The following is a 17,188-nucleotide window of genomic DNA, read 5'->3' on the forward strand; positions in this document are numbered from 1 at the left end:
GCGCCGCCTACTAGCCCCCGCGGGGCACGCCCCGGCGCCGCCCGCGGGGCGGCGCCGGTTCCCTGTTTCGGCGAGCGGCTCCGGCGGCCGGTGGCTAGCGGGCCTTCCGGCGGCGGACGGCGCGGCCGGCGACGCTGATGTTGAGGGCGCCGACGGCCCCGGCGGCGCCCGCCGCGGCGGCGACGAGCAGCAGCTGGCCGTTGTCCCGCCCGGACGCGGCGACCGGGGAGATGAGCCGCGTCTGCGGCATCGCGGCGGTGCCGCCCGCCGCGTCCCGGTAGGCGCTCGGGTCGGCGGCGATCTCCGGGGTGGGCAGGACGCCCGGGAGCCCGGTGGCCGCGGACGGCGCCTGACCCGCGTACGGCTTGAGCCCGCCCGCGTCCGTCATGGGGGCGGGCCCGGACGGGGCCCGCCCGGTACCGGCCGCCGGCACCTGCGGCCTGCGCGGGGCCTTGGCGGCCTTCTTGCCCGGCGTGCTCTTGGTGGTCTTCTTCGTCGTCTTCGCGGCGGTCTTCTTCGGCGTCGGCTTCGGTGTGGGCGTCGGCGCCGGCGTCGGGGTCTTCGGGGTGAGCGCCTCGCGCAGATTGCCGAGGTTGCACTTCCAGTTCTCGATCGTGGTCTGAGGGTCGACGCCCTTCTTGCACTCCTCCGCGGCCGCCTCCGCCGGCGGGGCGGCCAGCACCAGGACGAGCGCGCCCGCCGAGACCGCCGCCGAAGCCGTACCGAGCCGCCTGACCCGCTGGCGCATGCCGTTCCTCCACCCGATGCCGTGCACGGCCCTCACGGGCCCGACCCTGTTGACATCGTGTCCCATACGGGGCCGTCCGTAAACCGCGACACGGGGGTTTCTTTACCCTGCCGCGGCCTCACTGGACCACCAGCGCCGCGAGCCGGGTCCGCCGCGGCGCCGCCCCGGTCTCGCGGACGGCCCTGGCCAGTCCGGGCCCGGCCGCCTGGACGACCGACAGGTGCCGGAGCGCCAGCCCGAACGCGGTGGCCACCAGCGGCCGGGACAGCCCCCCGGCCGGCAGGACCGTGACGATCGCGGGCCGGCGCGTCCCGCGCGCCCGCGCGACCGGCACCGCCCACCCGTGCCGCAGCCGGGACGCGTCCGCCGGGGCGACCACGGCCGGGCCGCCGGGGAAGTCGACGTCGAGGCCGTGCGGGCCGCCGCCGGTCACCACACCGGTCTCGCCGGACGCCGCCTGGGGGAGCGGGGCGCCGACCACGACCCGGTCGCCGGGGTCCAGCCCGCCGAACGCGCCGGGGCCGGGGTTCAGCCGGGCCTTCAGCGCCGCGTTGAGCGCTCCGGCGCCCGCCGGGCCGCCCGCGGCCGCCGTGACGACCTGGACGTCCTCGACCGGGATGCCGAGCGCGCGGGGGATCGAGTCGGTGACGAGCTGGACGGCCCGGTGCACCGCCTCGCCGGGGTCGGCGGCGGGCACGATGACGACCTCCCGGCCGGGCGCGTCCACGGCGGGCAGGTCGCCGCCGCGCACCGCCTCCACCAGCGTCCCGAGCGGGCCGGACGGCGGCGCGGCGTCCAGCACCACCACCGGGACGGTCTCGGACGCCTCCAGGTCGTCCAGCGGGCGGCCGGGCCCGGCGGGCGGCGCGGCGCCGGGCTCGGCGCACAGCACCAGGTGGGCGCCGTCGGGGCACGCCTCGGCCAGCACCGCGCACAGCTCGACGTCGAGCTGCGCGGCGTCGGCCACGACGACCAGGTCGAGGTCGAGCGGGTGCCGCTCGCCGCGCCCGTAGCCGACGGCGCCGGGCGCCGCCGGGTCGTCGCGGGGTTCCAGGAGCCGGTGCAGGCTGGTGACCGCCACCCCCGCGGGGGCGCCGAGCCCGGCGGCGGCGCGGTCGGTGGGGGCGGCGACGGCGGTCCGCAGGCCCGCGCCCGCGGCGGCGGCGGCGAGGGCGGGGACGGCCGCCGCGAGAGCGTCCGGCGCGCCGCGCAGGATGCTCACCCCGGTGCGGAGCGCGGCGGTCAGCGCGAGCGACCGGTCCTCGGGCAGCCCGTCCCGCAGGCCCTTCACGGCCGCGTCGTCCAGCAGCGGCACGGCGGTGAGCGTCAGCCGCTGCAACCCCTCGGCGGCGGCCTCCTCGGCGAGCGCCCACCGCGCCGCGCCGAGCATCTCCTCAGGCTCCTCCGGCTCGGCGTCCTCCTCGAACGACTCCTCGCCGAACTCGGGCTCCTCGGTGAGGGACAGCACCTCCGCCTCGTCCAGCGCCGCCTCCACGGCGGCGCGCGGGTCGGGGACCCCGGCGCGCTCCAGCGCCGCCAGCACCTCGGCGGCGGGGGTGACGGTGTGCCCGCCCCGCGCCGCCTCCGTCAGCAGGTACAGCACGAGCGCCCGGCCGCGCCGCACGTCGCCGGGCCCGGCGCCGCCGCCGAGGACGGCCCGCGCGAAATGGTCGGCCTGCTCCGGCCGGACGCCCGGCACGCGCAGCAGCCCCCACGGGTCGCCGCGCAGCCGCTCGGCGGCGTCCGGGCCGAGCCGCGCGGCGGCGGGCGCCGCCAGCGGCGCGGGCACGCCCGCCGAGGCGAACAGCTCCGCGAGGGCGCGCAGGCCGTCCCGCGCGCTGCGGGCGGGCTGCCGCGCCGACTCGGCGGGCGGCGGCGCGGGCTCGGGCGCGGCGGGCCCGTCGAGGGCCTGCGCGGCGGCCTCGGCGGCGCGCATCGCCGCCGCGGCGCGCGCGGCCCGCTCGGCGGGGGAGGGCTGGTCGGACGAGTGGTCAGGGCTGTCGGTCACGGGCTTCCCGTAGCTGTGTCGGAGACGTCGTCGAGCGCACCGCGGATCTCGTTCGGGAGCGTCAGGTCCTCGCTGTCCAGGATCGCGCCGAGCTGCGCGGCGGTGCGGGCGCCGACCACCGGGGCGGCGACGCCCTCGCGGTCGCGGACCCACGCCAGCGCCACCGCGAGCGGCGAGCACCCGAGGCCCTCGGCGGCGGTCACCACCGACTCCACGATGCGGGCGCACTCCTCGTCCAGGTACGGCTGGACGAACTCGGCGAAGTGCGGGGCGGCGGCGCGCGACCCGGCGGGGATGCCGGTGCGGTACTTGCCGGTGAGCACCCCCCGCCCGAGCGGCGACCACGGCAGCAGCCCCGCCCCGGCGTCCAGCACGGCCGGCACGACCTCCCGCTCGATGTCGCGGCGCAGCAGCGAGTACTCCAGCTGCGCCGACACCACCGGGGCGCGGCCCGGCCAGGCGCGCTGCCACGCCGCGGCCTTGGCGACCTGCCAGCCCGCGTAGTTGGCCACGCCGACGTAGCGGGCGCGGCCGGACGCGACCGCCTCGTCCAGCGCCGACAGCGTCTCCTCCAGCGGCGTCGCCGGGTCGTAGACGTGCAGCTGCCACAGGTCGACGTGGTCGAGGTCCATCCGGTCCAGGGAGGCGTCCAGGGCGCGCAGCAGGTGCCGGCGCGACCCGTCGTAGCGGCCGTTCGGCCGGATCGCCGCCTTCGTCGCGACGACCAGGCCGTCCCGGTCGACGGTGTCGCGCAGCAGGTGGCCGAGGATCCGCTCGGCGACGCCGCCCGAGTAGACGTCGGCGGTGTCCACGAGCGTCCCCCCGGCGTCCACGAACGCGACGAGCTGCGCCGCGGCCTCGTCCGGGTCGGTGTCCTGCCCCCAGGTCATGGTGCCGAGACCCAGCCGGGACACCAGCAGCCCGCTCCGCCCGAGGTGACGCTCCTTCATAGGCGGTCAATGTAGCGGTCCGCGCCGGGCGCGCGGAAAGTGAGCGATCGGCCGGCGCGGATCCACCCCCGGCGCAAAGATCCTGGTCGGATCTACTGCAGGGGCCGCCGCCGGGCTAAAGTGCGCAGCCATGGCGCCACCCCCGTTCTCGATGTACTCGCCGAAGTCGCCGGACGGCGACGGCGGTCCGGACATGGCGCCGGTCTTCGGCGCGGGGCCGGGCGACGACCCCGGCTACCTCGCCTCCCTGCGGGGCGGCACCGAGCTCGGCCGGCTGCGCGCGATGATGCTGGTGCTGCTCGCCGCGCCCGTCCTCATCCTGGCGATCATGCCGCTGATCGTGCGGGACGGCGCCGGCGGCGCGCCCCCGTGGATCTACGCGCCGCTCGCCGCCGCCGCGCTCACCGCGCTGCTGGCCGGGCCCCGCGCGCCGCGCCCGATGCCGCCGGGCGCCGAGCCCGCCGCGGCGGCGCGGGCCGCGCTGATGATGTTCCGGCAAGCGGTGCTGCTGCGGTTCGCGCTGGCCGAGGGCGTCATCCTGGTCGGCCTGCCGCTGGCGATGGTCGCGCACAGCGAGGCGGTGTTCGTCGCCGGGTTCGCCGCCGGCTACCCACTGCTGGTCTGGCTGGCGCTGCCCACCCGCGGCGGCGTGGACCGGATCCGGCGGCGGCTGGAGTCGCGGGGCGCCGAGTCGCACCTGTGGGCGGTCCTGCTGGCCGCCCCGCCGCCGCGCGACGACACCCGCTGACCCGCCCCGGTCAGAGCCAGCCGCTCCTGCGCAGGCGCCGGAACAGCAGCACGCACGAGGCCGCCATCACCCCGATGACCAGCGGATAGCCGAAGCTCCAGTGCAGCTCGGGCATGTGGTCGAAGTTCATGCCGTAGATCCCCGCGATCGCGGTCGGCACCGCGATGATCGCCGCCCACGCGGAGATCTTGCGCATGTCCTCGTTCTGCTGCTTGCCGAGCAGCGCCAGGTGCGCGGTCAGCACGCTGTTGAGCAGCTCGTTGTGCGCGTCGACCTGCCCGTCCACGCGCAGCAGGTGGTCCAGGACGTCGCGGAAGTACTCGCGGGTGGAGCCGCACTCGGCGACCCGGCCCTTGGCGATCTCCTGCATCACCGGGACGAGCGGGTCCTCGGCGCCGCGGAACTCCAGCACCTCCCGCTTGAGGGAGTAGATGTCGGCGGTGACGTCCCGCGCGCCCGGGTCGAACACGGCCCGCTCCAGCCCGATGATGTCGACCTCGACCTCGTGCGCGACGAGCCCGTACCGGTCGACGACCTCGTCGCACACCGCGTACAGGACGCCGGCCGCGCCGTGCCCGAGCAGCTCCGGGTCGTCCTCCAGCCGCTCGCGGACGGGGCCGAGCGGGTTCCCGGTGCCGTGCCGCACGGTCACGACGAAGTCGCGGCCGAGGAACACCATGATCTCGCCGACCTCGATGTCGGACGTCGCGTCGAGGTAGGTCAGCGTCTTCAGCACCACGAACAGCGTGTCGCCGTAGCGCTCCATCTTCGGCCGCTGGTGCGCGGACACCGCGTCCTCGGCGGCCAGGGGATGCAGGTTCAGCTCGTCCTTGACCAGGTCGAACTCGGCCTCGTCCGGTTCGAAGAGCCCGATCCACAGGAAGCAGTCGCCGTCCTCGCGGGCGAGGTCGAAGGCGTCGCTGATGTCGCCGTCGATGTCGCTGCGCGTCCCGCCGGCGTAGATGGCCTTGTCCACGATCACGGCACGCATTCTCGCGCACCGGCACCGCAGCGCGCCGCTATGCCGGGCATCTCCTAGAGTGGCCGCCGTGACGACCCTTCTCCTGGTGAGGCACGGCCTGACCGCGATGACCGGACCGGTGCTCGCCGGCTGGACCCCCGGGGTGCCCCTCGACGACCGCGGCCGCGCCCAGGTCACCGCGCTCGCCGCCCGGCTCGCGCCGCTGCCGCTCGCCGCCGTCGTGTCCAGCCCCCTCGAACGCTGCGCCGAGACCGCCGGGATCATCGCCGCCGGGCACGCCCCGCCGATCGAGAAGACCGAGACCGACGAGCGGTTCGGCGAGGTCCGCTACGGCGACTGGACGGGCCGCCCGCTCAAGGAGCTCGCCGAGGAGCCGCTGTGGCGGGTCGTGCAGGCGCACCCGAGCGCCGCCCGGTTCCCCGGCGAGGACGGCGAGTCCCTCGCCGCGGCGCAGCACCGCGCCGTCGCCGCCGTCCGCGACTGGAACGGGCGCATCGCCGCCGAGCACGGCCCGGACGCCCTGTACGCCGTGTGCAGCCACGGCGACATCATCAAGTCGATCGTCGCCGACGCCCTCGGCCTCCACCTGGACCAGTTCCAGCGGATCCAGGCCGACCCCGCCTCGCTCACCGCGATCCGCTACACCGAGACGCGGCCGTTCGTCGTCCGGCTCAACGACACCGGAGGCGACACTGCCGCGCTGGTCCCGCCGCCGCCCGCGGAAGGTTCCGGGAAAGACGGACTCGGGCCGGATGACGCGCCCGTCGGCGGCGGCGCGTAGGGTCGTCTCATGCCCGTCATCTCCTACGACCTGCCGGAGCGCTTCGTCGCCGGCGCCGTCGGGCGGCCCGGCGACCGCGCCTTCTACCTGCAGGCCCGCGCCGGCCGCCGCGTCACCAGCGTCGGGCTGGAGAAGTTCCAGGTGACGCTGCTGGCCGAGCGGCTGGAGGAGCTCCTGGACGAGGTCCTGCGGCGCAGCGGCGGCGACGCCCCGGTGCCCGCCGTCACCCCGTCGGAGCTGGCGGACGACGGCCCCCTCGACCAGCCGGTGGAGGAGGAGTTCAAGGTCGGCACGATGGCCCTCGCCTGGGACCCGGGCGACGAGCGGGTCGTCATCGAGGCGCAGGAGGTCACCGAGACCGAGGAGGAGCCCGAGGTCGGCGAGGACGACCCGGCGATCGCGGTGCTGCGGGTCCGGATCAGCCCCGCGCAGGCCCGCGCGTTCGCCGAGCGCGCCCTGAAGGTCGTCGCCGCCGGGCGGCCCCCCTGCCCGCTGTGCGGGCTGCCGCTGGACGGCGCCGGGCACGTCTGCCCGCGCCAGAACGGGTACAAGGGCTGAGATGACGGTCCCCGCGTACTCGGCCATGGGCGTGTGCCGGATCATGGACGTGTGCCGGATCATGGACGTGTGCTGGATCATGGACGGCGCGGCCGGGAGAATGAACCCATGACGCAGTCCTCCCGGGACCGGGCGCCGGCGGACGGCACGGGCCGCGGCGCGACCGGACGCCCGGTGCCGCCCCGCGACGCCGCCGCCGCCGAGCGGCTGCTGTCGGCCGGGCGCCTCGGCGTGGAGGGCCGCCTCGTGCAGGCGTCCAACGCCACCCTGTACTGCTCGATCGAGCACGACGGCACCACCGCCAACTGCGTCTACAAGCCCGTCGCCGGCGAGCGCCCGCTGTGGGACTTCCCCGACGGCACCCTCGCAGAGCGGGAGGTCGCCGCCTACGAGGTGTCCAAGGTGATGGGCTGGGGCACCGTCCCGCCCACCGTCCACCGCGACGGCCCCTACGGGCCCGGCATGGTGCAGCTGTGGGTGGAGCCCGACCCCGACGTCGACCTCGTCGCGCTGTCCCGCTCCGAGGACGAGGCGATCCGCCGCATGTCGGTGTTCGACGCCGTCGTCAACAACGCCGACCGCAAGATCGGCCACCTGCTGCCGCCCGGCGACGGGCACGTCTACGGCTGCGACCACGGCGTGTGCTTCTCCACCGAGTACAAGCTCCGCACCGTCCTGTGGCAGTGGCGCGGCAAGCCCCTCACCGCCGAGGCCCTGGACGGCCTCGGCCGCGTCGAGGCGGCCCTGCGCGGCGCCCTCGGCGCCCGCCTCGCCGACCTCCTCACCCCCGGCGAGGTCGACGCGACCCGCCGCCGGGTGGAGCTGATGCTCGAGCACCGCATCCACCCCTACCCCCCGGAGGACTGGCCCGCCATCCCCTGGCCGCCGCTGTAGCCCGCCCCCGCCCGCGCGGCGAAATGCGCGGAGTGCTGCAATTGGGGGATGTGTACGGCGATCATCAGCGTGGATCCCTCGTCCCCGGTGCCCGTGCTCGTGGTGGGGGTGCGGGACGAGTTCGTCGCCCGCGAGTGGGCGGGCCCGGGGCGGCACTGGCCGGACCGGCCGGGGCTCGTCGGCGGGCGCGACCTGCGCGCCGGCGGGACGTGGCTGGCCGTGGACCCGGACGCGCCGCGCGTCGCGGTGGTGCTGAACGGGCGCGGCCGGATGGCGCCGGAGGCGGCGCGCGCGTCGCGCGGCGAGCTGCCGCTGCGGGTCGCCGCCGACGGCAAGCTCGGCGAGCTCGACCTCGCGGTGTTCGACCCGTTCCACCTCGTCGGCGCGGAACCGGACCGGGTGCGGCTGTGGAGCTGGAACGGGGAGGCGCTCACCGAGCGGACCCTCGGACCCGGCCTGCACATGATCGTCAACAGCGGGCTGGAGGGCGAGGAGCAGCTGGAGGGCGAGACCGAGGACGCCTACATGGCCGCGCGGCTGGCCCACTTCCGGCCGCGGCTGGCCGCCGCGCCGCGCCCCGAGCCCGGCCCGGACGGGCCGGTGCGGCGGGCGTGGGGCGCCTGGCCGCCGCTGCTGGAGGGCGACGGGCTGCCCCGCGCCGACCACCGTGCCCTGCTGCCGCTGCTGGACCTGGGCGACGGGCGGGTGTGGGGGACGACGTCGGTGAGCCTCGTCGCGCTCGGCCGCGGCGTCCGCTACGACTTCTCCGCCGCCCCCGGCGAAGGGGACGCCTGGTCGCGAGTGCTCTAGGCCCCGGCCGGGATGCCGCTTCCGGCTGCGGCAGCGTGACAGTCGGTGCTAAATTGACTACTTAATGCGATCTTCGTCGGAGACGGCGCGGGCGCGGGCGGTCGCGGCCGGTCTCGCCGCGGTGCTGCTCGCACTGGCCGGCTGCGGCGGCGGCGAGAAGCCCGTCCGGGGCGGCACGCTGCGGGTCGCCGGGTCCTCCGACGTGGACCACCTCGACACCGCCGCCGTGTACACCACCTGGGGCGGGCTCCTCGCCCGCCAGTTCTCCCGGACCCTGTTCGGGTACCGGGCGTCCAACGACTTCGGGGAGGCCGTCACGGTGCGGCCGGACGTGGCGCTGGAGATCCCGGACGCGCGCAACGGCGGCCTCGGCCGCGACGGCCGCACCTACACGATCAGGCTGCGCGGCGGCGTGCTGTGGAACACCAGCCCGCCCCGCGAGGTGACCGCGGCCGACTTCGTCCGCGGCATCAAGCGGACCTGCAACCCGGCCGCCCCGTCCGGCGGCAGGGCCTACTACATCGAGACGATCGCCGGCATGGACCGCTTCTGCGCCGGCTACGCCCGCGTCGACCCGGGCAGCGCCGCCGCGATGGCCCGCTACCAGCGGACGACCGGGGTCCCCGGGCTGGCCGCCAGGGACGCCAAGACCCTCGTGATCAAACTGAACCGGCCCGCCAGCGACCTCACCGACCTGCTCGCCCTGGAGTTCGCCGCGGCGGCGCCCGCCGAGTACGACCGCTACATCCCCGACAGCCCCGAGTTCCGGCGGAACACCATCTCCGACGGCCCCTACCAGATCACCTCCTACACGCCCGGCGAGCGGTACGTCCTGGAGCGGAACCCGAACTGGCGGGCCGCGTCCGACCCGCTCCGCGAGCAGAACCCCGACCGCATCGAGATCTCGCTCGGGCACGACTCCCCGGACGACGTGCAGGGCATGCTGGAGAGCGGCGCCGCCGACCTGCCCTGGGACCAGCCGGTCCCGGCCGCGAAGATCGCCGGACTGCGCTCCGACCCCGGCTTCGCGATCATGGAGGGGTCGGCGCTCGACCCCTACCTGGTGTTCAACACCCTCAGCCCGAACAACGGGGGCGCGCTCGGCCGGACCGAGGTCCGGCGGGCGATCACCTACGCCGTCGACAAGGCCGCGGTGGTGCGGATCTACGGCGGCCCCGACATCGCCCAGGTCCTCCACCAGGTCATCCCGCCGCACAGCGTCGGGCACCAGGAGTTCGACCTCTACCCGACGCCCGGCGACAGGGGAGACCCCGGCAAGTGCCGGCGGATGCTGGCCCGCGCCGGGTACCCGCACGGCCTCACCCTGACGTTCCCCCACCGGCTCAGCGGCAACCACCCCCAGATCGCGCGGGCGATCGCCGGCGACCTGGCCGCCTGCGGCATCACCGCCCGGCTCCGGCCCGACACCAGCGGCGCCTTCTACCGCACCACCCTCGTCACCCCGGCGCGCGCCCGCGCCGGGAAATGGGACATCGCCGTCCCCGGCTGGGTGCCCGACTGGTACGGCAACAACGGCCGCACCAGCATCGTCCCGCTGTTCGACGGACGCCACTACGGCCCCAACTCCAGCGACTACGGCGGCTTCGACGACCCCGCCGTCAACCGGTTCATCGACCACGCGCTCAACGCCCGCGACGTCGCCACCGCGTCCGGGTACTGGGCGCAGGCCGACCACCGCATCATGGAGGACGCCGCGGTCGTGCCCCTCATCAACCAGCGGACCCCGATCTTCCACTCCGCGCGCGTCCATAACACCCACTACCTGCCGCAGTACCGCGCCTACGACCTCAACCGGGTCACGTTCTCATGACCGGCTACGCCGACCTCGGCACCCGCGAGCCGCCCGCCGGCACCGCCCCCGGCACCCCGGCGCCGGAGGCGGTACCCGGCCGCACCCCCGCCCGGCTCGCCTTCGACCGGTTCCGGCGCGACCGGCCCGCCGTCGCCTCCCTCGCCGTGCTCGCGCTGATCACGGTGTTCGCGGCGCTGGCGCCGCTGTGGGCGCACCTGACCGGCCACCCCTACGCCGCGACGTTCCCGCGGACGGGCCTGGACGCGGGCGGGCAGCCGCGCGGCCCCGGCGCCGGCTTCCCGCTCGGCGCCGACCAGCTCGGCCGCGACGTCCTCGTCCGCGCCGCCTACGGGGCGCGGATCTCGCTGGCCGCCGGGATCGGCGCGGCCGCGCTCGCCTCGGCCGCCGGGACCGTCGCCGGCACCCTCGCCGGGTTCGCCGGCGGCGCCGTGGACACGCTGCTGGCCCGGCTGATGGACATGATCCTCGCGCTGCCCTACCTGCTGGTCGCGATCATGCTGGCGACCACGTTCCAGATCTCCTCGCCCGCCGCGAGCCTCGCCATGACCGTCCTGGTCATCGCGTTCTTCTCGTTCGCCGCCTACGGCCGCACCATCCGCGGGCAGGTGCTGGCGCTGCGCGAGCAGCAGTTCATCGAGGCGGCCCGCGCCCTCGGCGCCTCCAACGCCCGCATCATGGCCACCGAGGTGCTGCCGAACCTCGCCGCGCAGATCACCGTGCTGACCTCGCTGCTCGTCCCGTCCTCGATCGTGTCCGAGGCGACCCTGTCGTTCCTCGGCGTCGGGGTCCGGCCGCCGATGCCGAGCTGGGGGTCGATGCTCGGCGAGGGCGGCGAGCAGTTCCGCACCGCCTGGTGGCTGCTCGCCGTCCCCGGCCTGCTGCTGCTGGCCACCACGCTGGCGTTCAACCTGCTCGGCGACGGAGTCCGCAACGCCCTCGACCCGCGCGGCGACCGCGCCGCCGCCGGGAGGTGACCGCCGGTGCCGCGCTTCGTCCTCCGCCGCCTGCTGTACGCCGCCGTCGTGCTGTGGCTGGTCGCGACGCTGACGTTCGCGATCCTGCACCTGTCGCCCGTCCCGGTCGAGCGCGTCATCGGCGGGCCCCGCGCGACCCCCGAGACGTTCGCGCAGATCCGCCGCAACCTCGGCCTGGACCAGCCGCTCCTCGTCCAGTACTGGTGGTTCCTCGCCCGGCTGCCGCGCGGCGACCTCGGCGACTCCTACGTCAACGGGACGCCGGTCACGGCGCTGATCGGCGCGCGGCTCCCGACGACGCTGTGCCTGGTGTCGGGCGCGGCGGCCCTGTGGTTCGCGGGCGGCATCGTCACCGGCGTCACCGGCGCGTCCCGGGCGCGGGGCCTGTGGGACCGGACCGTCACCGTGTTCGTCCTGGCCGGCCTGTCGACACCGCCGTTCGTGATGGCGCTGGCGCTGCTGTCGCTGTTCACGATCGGGCTGGGCGCGGGCGGCGTCCACCTCTTCGAGGCCGGCCCGCCGCTGCAGGAGCACTTCCTGCGCCGGATGGTCCTGCCGTGGTTCGCGCTGGCGTTCCTGATGATGGCCGCCTACACCCGCCTCACCCGCGGGGCGATGCTCGACGTCCTGGACGAGGACTACGTGCGCACGGCCCGCGCCAAGGGCCTGCCGGAGCGCCGCGTCGTCCGCGGGCACGCGCTGCGGGCGGCGCTGACCCCCGTCGTCACCCAGCTCGGCATCGACCTCGGCGCCCTGATCGGCTCCACGATCGTCACCGAGAAGGTGTTCGGGCTGCAGGGCGTCGGGCAGCTGGTGTACCAGTCCATCGCGGCCGGCGACACCCCGGTGATCATCGGGGTGACGCTGCTGGTGACGTTCTCGGTGACCGTCGCGAACCTGCTCGTCGACATCGGCTACGCGTTCCTGGACCCGCGCGTCCGCCCCGCCTGACCGAGGCGGACCGGGACCGGAGGGCGCCTTCCCGGGCGGCGGGGGACACTTGCCATGATCTCGGAGTAATGCCGCTAGCTGCGCATGGATAAGCTTTCCGTATGCGATCGTGGCCCGCCTCCGAAGTCCCCAGCCTGCCCGACGCGGGCCTGCCCGCCGCCGACCGTCCGCTGGCCCTGTACGACACCGGGGCGGGCGCCGCGCGCCCCACCGCCCCCGGCGAGACCGCCCGGATGTACGTGTGCGGCATCACCCCCTATGACGCGACCCACCTCGGCCACGCCAACACCTACCTCGCGTTCGACCTCGTCAACCGCGTCTGGCGCGACCTCGGCCACCGCGTCCACTACGTGCAGAACGCCACCGACGTCGACGACCCGCTCCTGGAACGTGCCGAGCAGACCGGCGAGGACTGGCGCGCCCTCGCCGACCGCGAGATCCAGCTGTTCCGCGAGGACATGACCGCGCTGCGGATCCTGCCGCCCGACCGCTACATCGGCGCCGTCGAGGCGATCCCGCTCGTCGTCGAGATGATCGAGAAGCTGCGCGGCCGCGACGCCGCCTACCGGGTGGACGGCGACGTCTACTTCCCGGTCGCCGCCGACCCGTCCTTCGGCGGGGTCAGCCGCCTCGGCCGCGAGGAGATGACCCCGCTGTTCGCCGAGCGCGGCGGCGACCCGCTGCGCGCCGGCAAGCGCGACCCCCTCGACCCGCTGCTGTGGATGGCGCGCCGCCCCGGCGAGCCCGGCTGGGACTCCCCGTTCGGCGAGGGCCGCCCCGGCTGGCACGTGGAATGCTCGGCGATCTCCGTCGAGTACCTCGGCATGGCGTTCGACGTGGAGGGCGGCGGCTCCGACCTCGCCTTCCCGCACCACGAGATGAGCGCCTCGCACGCCCAGGTCGCCACCGGCGAGCGCCCGCACGCCCACGCCTACGTCCACGCCGGCATGGTCGGCCTCGACGGCGAGAAGATGTCGAAGTCGCGCGGCAACCTGGTGTTCGTGTCCAGGCTGCGCCGGGGCGGCGCCGACCCGATGGCGATCCGGCTGGCACTGCTCGCCCACCACTACCGCGCCGACTGGGAGTGGACCCCGGACCAACTGGAGGCGGCGGTCGCCCGCCTCGCCCGCTGGCGCGCCGCCGCCGCCCGCCCGTCCGGGCCGCCCGCCGCGCCGCTGGCCGCCGCGGTCCGCGGCCACCTCGCCGACGACCTGGACGCCCCGGCCGCCCTCGCCGCCATCGACGACTGGGCCGGCCGCGACGGTACGGACGAGCAGGCACCCGCGCAGGTCAGGGCCATCACCGACGCCCTCCTCGGCGTCGCCCTCTGACCGCTCACAGCAGGCCGGCGAGCTTGTAGAGCACCAGCGACCCGGCGACGGCCACGTTCAGGCTGCTTCCGTTCCCCACCATGGGGATCTCGACGGCCACGTCGAGCAGGTCCAGCGCCTCCGCCGGGATGCCGGTCCGCTCGTGCCCGAGCACGGCGACCGTCCGGACCCGCGCCGCGGGCAGGTCGGCGAGCCGCAGCGCCTCGTCGGCGAGTTCCACGCCGACGACCCGGGACCCGGCCTCCCGCTGCCGGGCCAGCCAGCCGAGCGGGTCGTTCACCCAGTGGACGCAGGCGGGACGGCGCAGGGTGTTGCCGCGGTCGAGCGCGTCCGGCACCCAGGAGAAGCGGGGGACGGCCATGCAGGCGCCGACGGCGTCGCAGGTGCGCAGCAGCGTCCCGAGGTTGGCGCCGTGCAGCGGCCACAGCGGCGCGGCGACGAGATGGTCCCAGCAGGGATGGCCGCGGTGGCGGCGCTGCCGGCGCAGCTCGCGCGGAGGCCGGACCCGGATCGCCGGGCCCGGCGTCCGGGCGCTCACCGGCGCCGGACGCCACCGCCCGCCGAGAACGAGAGAGTCATGATCGGCGCACTTCGCGGCGTGCGCGGGCCATCGCCGGGAACCGGACGCGATCGAGTATAGGCGCTAGGCCGGGCCGCGTCCCGGGTCGCGGCGGCGCAGGTAGCGTTCGAACTCGCGGGCGATGGCGTCGCCGCTGGCCTCCGGCAGCTCGGTGGCGTCCTTCTGCTCCTCCAGCGTCCGGACGTACTCGGCGACCTCGGAGTCCTCCTCGGCGAGCTCGTTCACGCCGTGCTCCCAGGCGCGCGCCTCCTCCGGCAGCTCCCCGAGCGGGACGGTGACGTCCAGCAGGTCCTCGACGCGGCGCAGCAGCGCCAGCGTCGCCTTCGGCGACGGCGGCTGCGCCACGTAGTGGGGGACCGCCGCCCACAGCGACACCGTGTCGAGGTCGGCCTTCGCGCACGCGTCCTGCAGCACCCCGAGGATGCCGGTCGGCCCCTCGTAGCGGGCCGGCTCCAGATGCAGCGTGCTGACCAGACCGGCCTCCGACGCGGCGCCGGTGACGGGCACCGGCCGGGTGTGCGGCGCGTCGGCCAGCAGCGCGCCCAGCAGCACGACGTTGCGGATGCCGAGCTCCAGCATCAGCCCGACCAGCTCGCGGCAGAACGACCGCCAGCGCATGTTCGGCTCGATGCCGTGCAGCAGCACCACGTCCTTGCCGCCCGGCAGCCGCGCCCACGACACCCGCGTCGTCGGCCAGGTGATGCCGCGGGTCTCCCCGTCGGTCATCTCCACGATCGGGCGGGTGACCTGGAAGTCGTAGTAGTCGTCGGGATCGAGCTCGGCGACCGGCACCGCCTCCCAGGTCGACTCCAGATGCGCGATCACCCCGCTGGCGGCCTCCCCGGCGTCGTTCCACCCCTCAAAGGCGGCCACGAGCACCGGGTCGACGAGTTCCGGCACGCTCTCGAGCTCGACCACGCGCTGCCTCCTTCCGACGCCCACGTACAGCGTCACCGACGGGGGCGCCATTCCCGGGGTCGGGGGCCCCGCTCATGATCCGGTGGCTGTCAGCCTACGTCCTGACAGTGACCTACCCCACCCTCCGCGGGCCAGACCCCCGCCCTGTACGCCTCCGGCTGAAAGCACCGGCCGGGACGCGCCGGCCGGGCGGCCCGCTCACTTGCCCTTCGGGGTGGTGTGGACGATCAGCACGTCGCAGGGGGTGCGGTGCGACAGGTTCGCCGGCACCGAGCCGAGGATGCGGCCGGCGAGGCTGTTCAGGCCCCGGTTCCCGACGACGACGAGGTCGGCCCCGCGCTCCTTGGTGAGCTTGGCGAGGGTGTCCACGGGGTCGCCCTCGACGGCGATCTGCTCGATGTCGGTGGCGCCGGCCGCGACCGCCCGCTCCCGCGCCGCCCGCAGCGCGTCGTCGGCGGGCGTCGAGCCCTGCACCTTGTACGCCAGGTCCCCGAGCCGGTCGGCGGCGCTGGCGCGCTCGCGCTCGGGCATCGGGCTGTAGGCCGAGGCCATCAGCAGGGTGGCGCCGGTCGCGGCGGCCAGCTGCGCGGCACGGTCCACCGCGCGGAACGAGGAGTCCGAGCCGTCGGTGCCGACGAGGATGATGCGGTACGCGCTCATGCCGTTCCTTACCCGTTGGTAGTCACTGCTGGCACGGTATCGGTCCGGTCCCCCATCCGTCACCGTCTCTTTGCACACCTCGTCCAAGAAGGGCCGCCCCCGCCGGCGGCGTCCCGGCATGCGGACGCCCGTGAGCTCCCCGCGATCTCCTGGTTATGGTGGGGTTACATGTGCACCCCCACTGGCGGCCTGCAGGCCGTGCTCTTCGACATGGACGGCCTGCTGATCGACTCCGAGCGGGTCTGGCTGGAGGTCGAGTCCGAGGTCATGGCGTGGCTGGGCGGCGTGTGGACCCCCGCCCACCAGGAGAGGCTCGTCGGCGGCTCCCTGTCCGTCGCCGTCGCCTACATGCTCGAGCTGACCGGCGCCGACGCCGACCCGGCGGAGGTCGGGCGGCGGATGCTGGACGGCATGGCCGAGCGGCTCACCGCCTGCGTCCCGATGATGCCCGGCGCCAAGGAGCTGCTCGCGGAGATCCGCGCCGCCGGGGTCCCGGCCGCGCTGGTGTCCTCCAGCCACCGGCGGCTGATCGAGCCGGTGCTGGACGCGATCGGCCGCGAGCACTTCGCGCTCAGCGTCGCCGGCGACGAGGTCGCCCGCACCAAGCCCGCCCCCGAGCCGTACCTGACCGCCGCCGCGCGGCTGGGCGCCGACCCGGCCCGCTGCGCCGTCCTGGAGGACTCCCCGAACGGCGTCGCGGCGGCGGAGGCGGCGGGCTGCGCCACCGTGGCGGTCCCCGGCCTCCTGCCGATCCCGCCCGCGCCGGGCCGCACCGTGGTGGCCTCGCTGCGCGAGGTCGACCTGGAGATGCTCCGCTCCCTGACCGCCTGACCCCGCAGGAGGAGATTCCCCTGCTCGGGAACCGTCCGCCCGGAGGAGCGAGACCGCCGTTCCGCGTGTGACGATGGGAGGAGCACCACCGTACGGAGATGAGGGGCCGGTATGAGCGACGCAGTCATTTTCGCGATCAGCCTCGGGGTCACCCTGGCCGGGCTGGTGATCAGCTGGGGCGTCTACCGCCGCCGCGGCGCGGGCACGGGCCTGCGCGGGGCCGCGCTGTCCCTGGTGCCGCTGGCGGCGGCGATGACCGGGGTGACGGAGTTCTTCGTCGACCTGGCGTTCAGCCCGGTGAAGTGGGCGGGCGTCGCCGTCGGCGGCCTCGCCGTGCTGCTGTTCCTGGCGTCCGGCGCGATGCTGAGCCGCCGCGCGGACGCGGCGCCGGACGGCGGGCGGGGCGCGGGGAAGGCCGCCGGCGAGGGCGGCCGCAGGTCCGCGGGCGGCGGCGCGAAGCCGAAGGGCGCCGTGCCGGGCCCGGAGCGGACCGGCGGCGACCCGGAGATGGCGGAGATCGAGCGGATCCTGCGCGACCGCGGCATCTCCTGACCCGGGACCGGCCCCGGCCGGGCGCGCGGGCGCGCCCGCGGCACGGCGGCGGGCCGGGGCTCCCCCCGAGCGGCGGGG

18 protein-coding genes are annotated in these 17,188 nt (G+C 75.8%); 11 read left to right on the forward strand and 7 right to left on the reverse strand.

Annotated features, from left to right (window positions below; all coding sequences use genetic code 11):
• Positions 1-94: 94 nt before the first annotated feature.
• The 3 genes from ABZ806_RS42805 to ABZ806_RS42815 all read right to left on the reverse strand — a co-directional run bounded on the left by ABZ806_RS42805 (position 95) and on the right by ABZ806_RS42815 (position 3,706).
• Positions 95-748: a hypothetical protein gene (locus ABZ806_RS42805; protein ID WP_500225171.1), complete on the reverse strand. Its 654-nt coding sequence runs from the start codon at positions 746-748 to the stop codon at positions 95-97.
• Positions 749-866: 118 nt separating this feature from the next.
• Positions 867-2,756, reverse strand: a complete 1,890-nt coding sequence (locus tag ABZ806_RS42810; RefSeq protein ID WP_500225174.1) for a helix-hairpin-helix domain-containing protein — start codon at positions 2,754-2,756, stop codon at positions 867-869.
• A complete protein-coding gene (locus ABZ806_RS42815) occupies positions 2,753-3,706 on the reverse strand; it encodes an aldo/keto reductase (protein WP_500225177.1) in 954 nt (317 codons plus the stop codon). Before ABZ806_RS42815 ends, ABZ806_RS42810 begins: the two co-directional genes overlap by 4 nt.
• A 130-nt stretch (positions 3,707-3,836) precedes the next feature.
• Here ABZ806_RS42815 and ABZ806_RS42820 point away from each other — a divergent pair, with 130 nt between their 5' ends.
• Positions 3,837-4,454, forward strand: a complete 618-nt coding sequence (locus ABZ806_RS42820) for a hypothetical protein (RefSeq protein WP_500225178.1) — start codon at positions 3,837-3,839, stop codon at positions 4,452-4,454.
• 10 nt (positions 4,455-4,464) lie between these two features.
• On the opposite strand, the gene ABZ806_RS42825 is transcribed toward ABZ806_RS42820, so the two are convergent.
• Positions 4,465-5,436, reverse strand: coding sequence for a magnesium and cobalt transport protein CorA (locus ABZ806_RS42825; protein ID WP_500225183.1), 972 nt, complete (start codon positions 5,434-5,436; stop codon positions 4,465-4,467).
• Between the two features lie 67 nt (positions 5,437-5,503).
• Here ABZ806_RS42825 and ABZ806_RS42830 point away from each other — a divergent pair, with 67 nt between their 5' ends.
• The 8 genes from ABZ806_RS42830 to mshC all read left to right on the forward strand — a co-directional run bounded on the left by ABZ806_RS42830 (position 5,504) and on the right by mshC (position 13,569).
• Positions 5,504-6,217, forward strand: coding sequence for an MSMEG_4193 family putative phosphomutase (locus ABZ806_RS42830; RefSeq protein WP_500225185.1), 714 nt, complete (start codon positions 5,504-5,506; stop codon positions 6,215-6,217).
• 9 nt (positions 6,218-6,226) lie between these two features.
• Positions 6,227-6,775 (forward strand): DUF3090 domain-containing protein, encoded by a 549-nt coding sequence (locus ABZ806_RS42835; protein WP_500225190.1) that lies wholly within the window; start codon positions 6,227-6,229, stop codon positions 6,773-6,775.
• Between the two features lie 108 nt (positions 6,776-6,883).
• Positions 6,884-7,669: an SCO1664 family protein gene (locus ABZ806_RS42840; RefSeq protein WP_500225195.1), complete on the forward strand. Its 786-nt coding sequence runs from the start codon at positions 6,884-6,886 to the stop codon at positions 7,667-7,669.
• 48 nt (positions 7,670-7,717) lie between these two features.
• Positions 7,718-8,479, forward strand: a complete 762-nt coding sequence (locus tag ABZ806_RS42845; RefSeq protein WP_500225197.1) for an NRDE family protein — start codon at positions 7,718-7,720, stop codon at positions 8,477-8,479.
• Between the two features lie 64 nt (positions 8,480-8,543).
• Complete coding sequence (locus ABZ806_RS42850) at positions 8,544-10,310, forward strand: ABC transporter substrate-binding protein (RefSeq protein ID WP_500225201.1); 1,767 nt, start codon at positions 8,544-8,546, stop codon at positions 10,308-10,310.
• Positions 10,307-11,287 (forward strand): ABC transporter permease, encoded by a 981-nt coding sequence (locus ABZ806_RS42855; protein ID WP_500225207.1) that lies wholly within the window; start codon positions 10,307-10,309, stop codon positions 11,285-11,287. Before ABZ806_RS42850 ends, ABZ806_RS42855 begins: the two co-directional genes overlap by 4 nt.
• Before the next feature lie 6 nt (positions 11,288-11,293).
• A complete protein-coding gene (locus ABZ806_RS42860; protein WP_500225210.1) occupies positions 11,294-12,238 on the forward strand; it encodes an ABC transporter permease in 945 nt (314 codons plus the stop codon).
• A 101-nt stretch (positions 12,239-12,339) separates the two neighbouring features.
• Complete coding sequence (gene mshC / locus ABZ806_RS42865) at positions 12,340-13,569, forward strand: cysteine--1-D-myo-inosityl 2-amino-2-deoxy-alpha-D-glucopyranoside ligase (protein WP_500225213.1); 1,230 nt, start codon at positions 12,340-12,342, stop codon at positions 13,567-13,569.
• Between the two features lie 4 nt (positions 13,570-13,573).
• Here mshC and ABZ806_RS42870 read toward each other — a convergent pair whose 3' ends face one another.
• The 3 genes from ABZ806_RS42870 to ABZ806_RS42880 form a co-directional block, all read right to left on the reverse strand.
• A complete protein-coding gene (locus tag ABZ806_RS42870) occupies positions 13,574-14,107 on the reverse strand; it encodes a TrmH family RNA methyltransferase (protein ID WP_500225217.1) in 534 nt (177 codons plus the stop codon).
• A gap of 105 nt (positions 14,108-14,212) precedes the next feature.
• The gene (locus tag ABZ806_RS42875; protein WP_500225219.1) at positions 14,213-15,067 is read right to left on the reverse strand and encodes a PAC2 family protein; all 855 of its coding nucleotides are present in this window, start codon (positions 15,065-15,067) and stop codon (positions 14,213-14,215) included.
• 198 nt (positions 15,068-15,265) lie between these two features.
• On the reverse strand, positions 15,266-15,727 hold the full coding sequence (locus ABZ806_RS42880; protein ID WP_500225221.1) for a universal stress protein: 462 nt from the start codon (positions 15,725-15,727) through the stop codon (positions 15,266-15,268).
• 168 nt (positions 15,728-15,895) lie between these two features.
• Here ABZ806_RS42880 and ABZ806_RS42885 point away from each other — a divergent pair, with 168 nt between their 5' ends.
• Both ABZ806_RS42885 and ABZ806_RS42890 read left to right on the forward strand, forming a co-directional pair.
• Positions 15,896-16,558, forward strand: a complete 663-nt coding sequence (locus ABZ806_RS42885; protein WP_500225225.1) for an HAD family hydrolase — start codon at positions 15,896-15,898, stop codon at positions 16,556-16,558.
• A gap of 111 nt (positions 16,559-16,669) precedes the next feature.
• Entirely contained in the window at positions 16,670-17,110 is a 441-nt protein-coding gene (locus ABZ806_RS42890; protein WP_500225229.1) for a hypothetical protein, read from the forward strand.
• The last annotated feature ends 78 nt before the right edge of the window (positions 17,111-17,188 follow it).

It is taken from the genome of Spirillospora sp. NPDC047418 (genome assembly GCF_040643275.1).
In the GTDB taxonomy this organism is placed as follows: domain Bacteria; phylum Actinomycetota; class Actinomycetes; order Streptosporangiales; family Streptosporangiaceae; genus Spirillospora.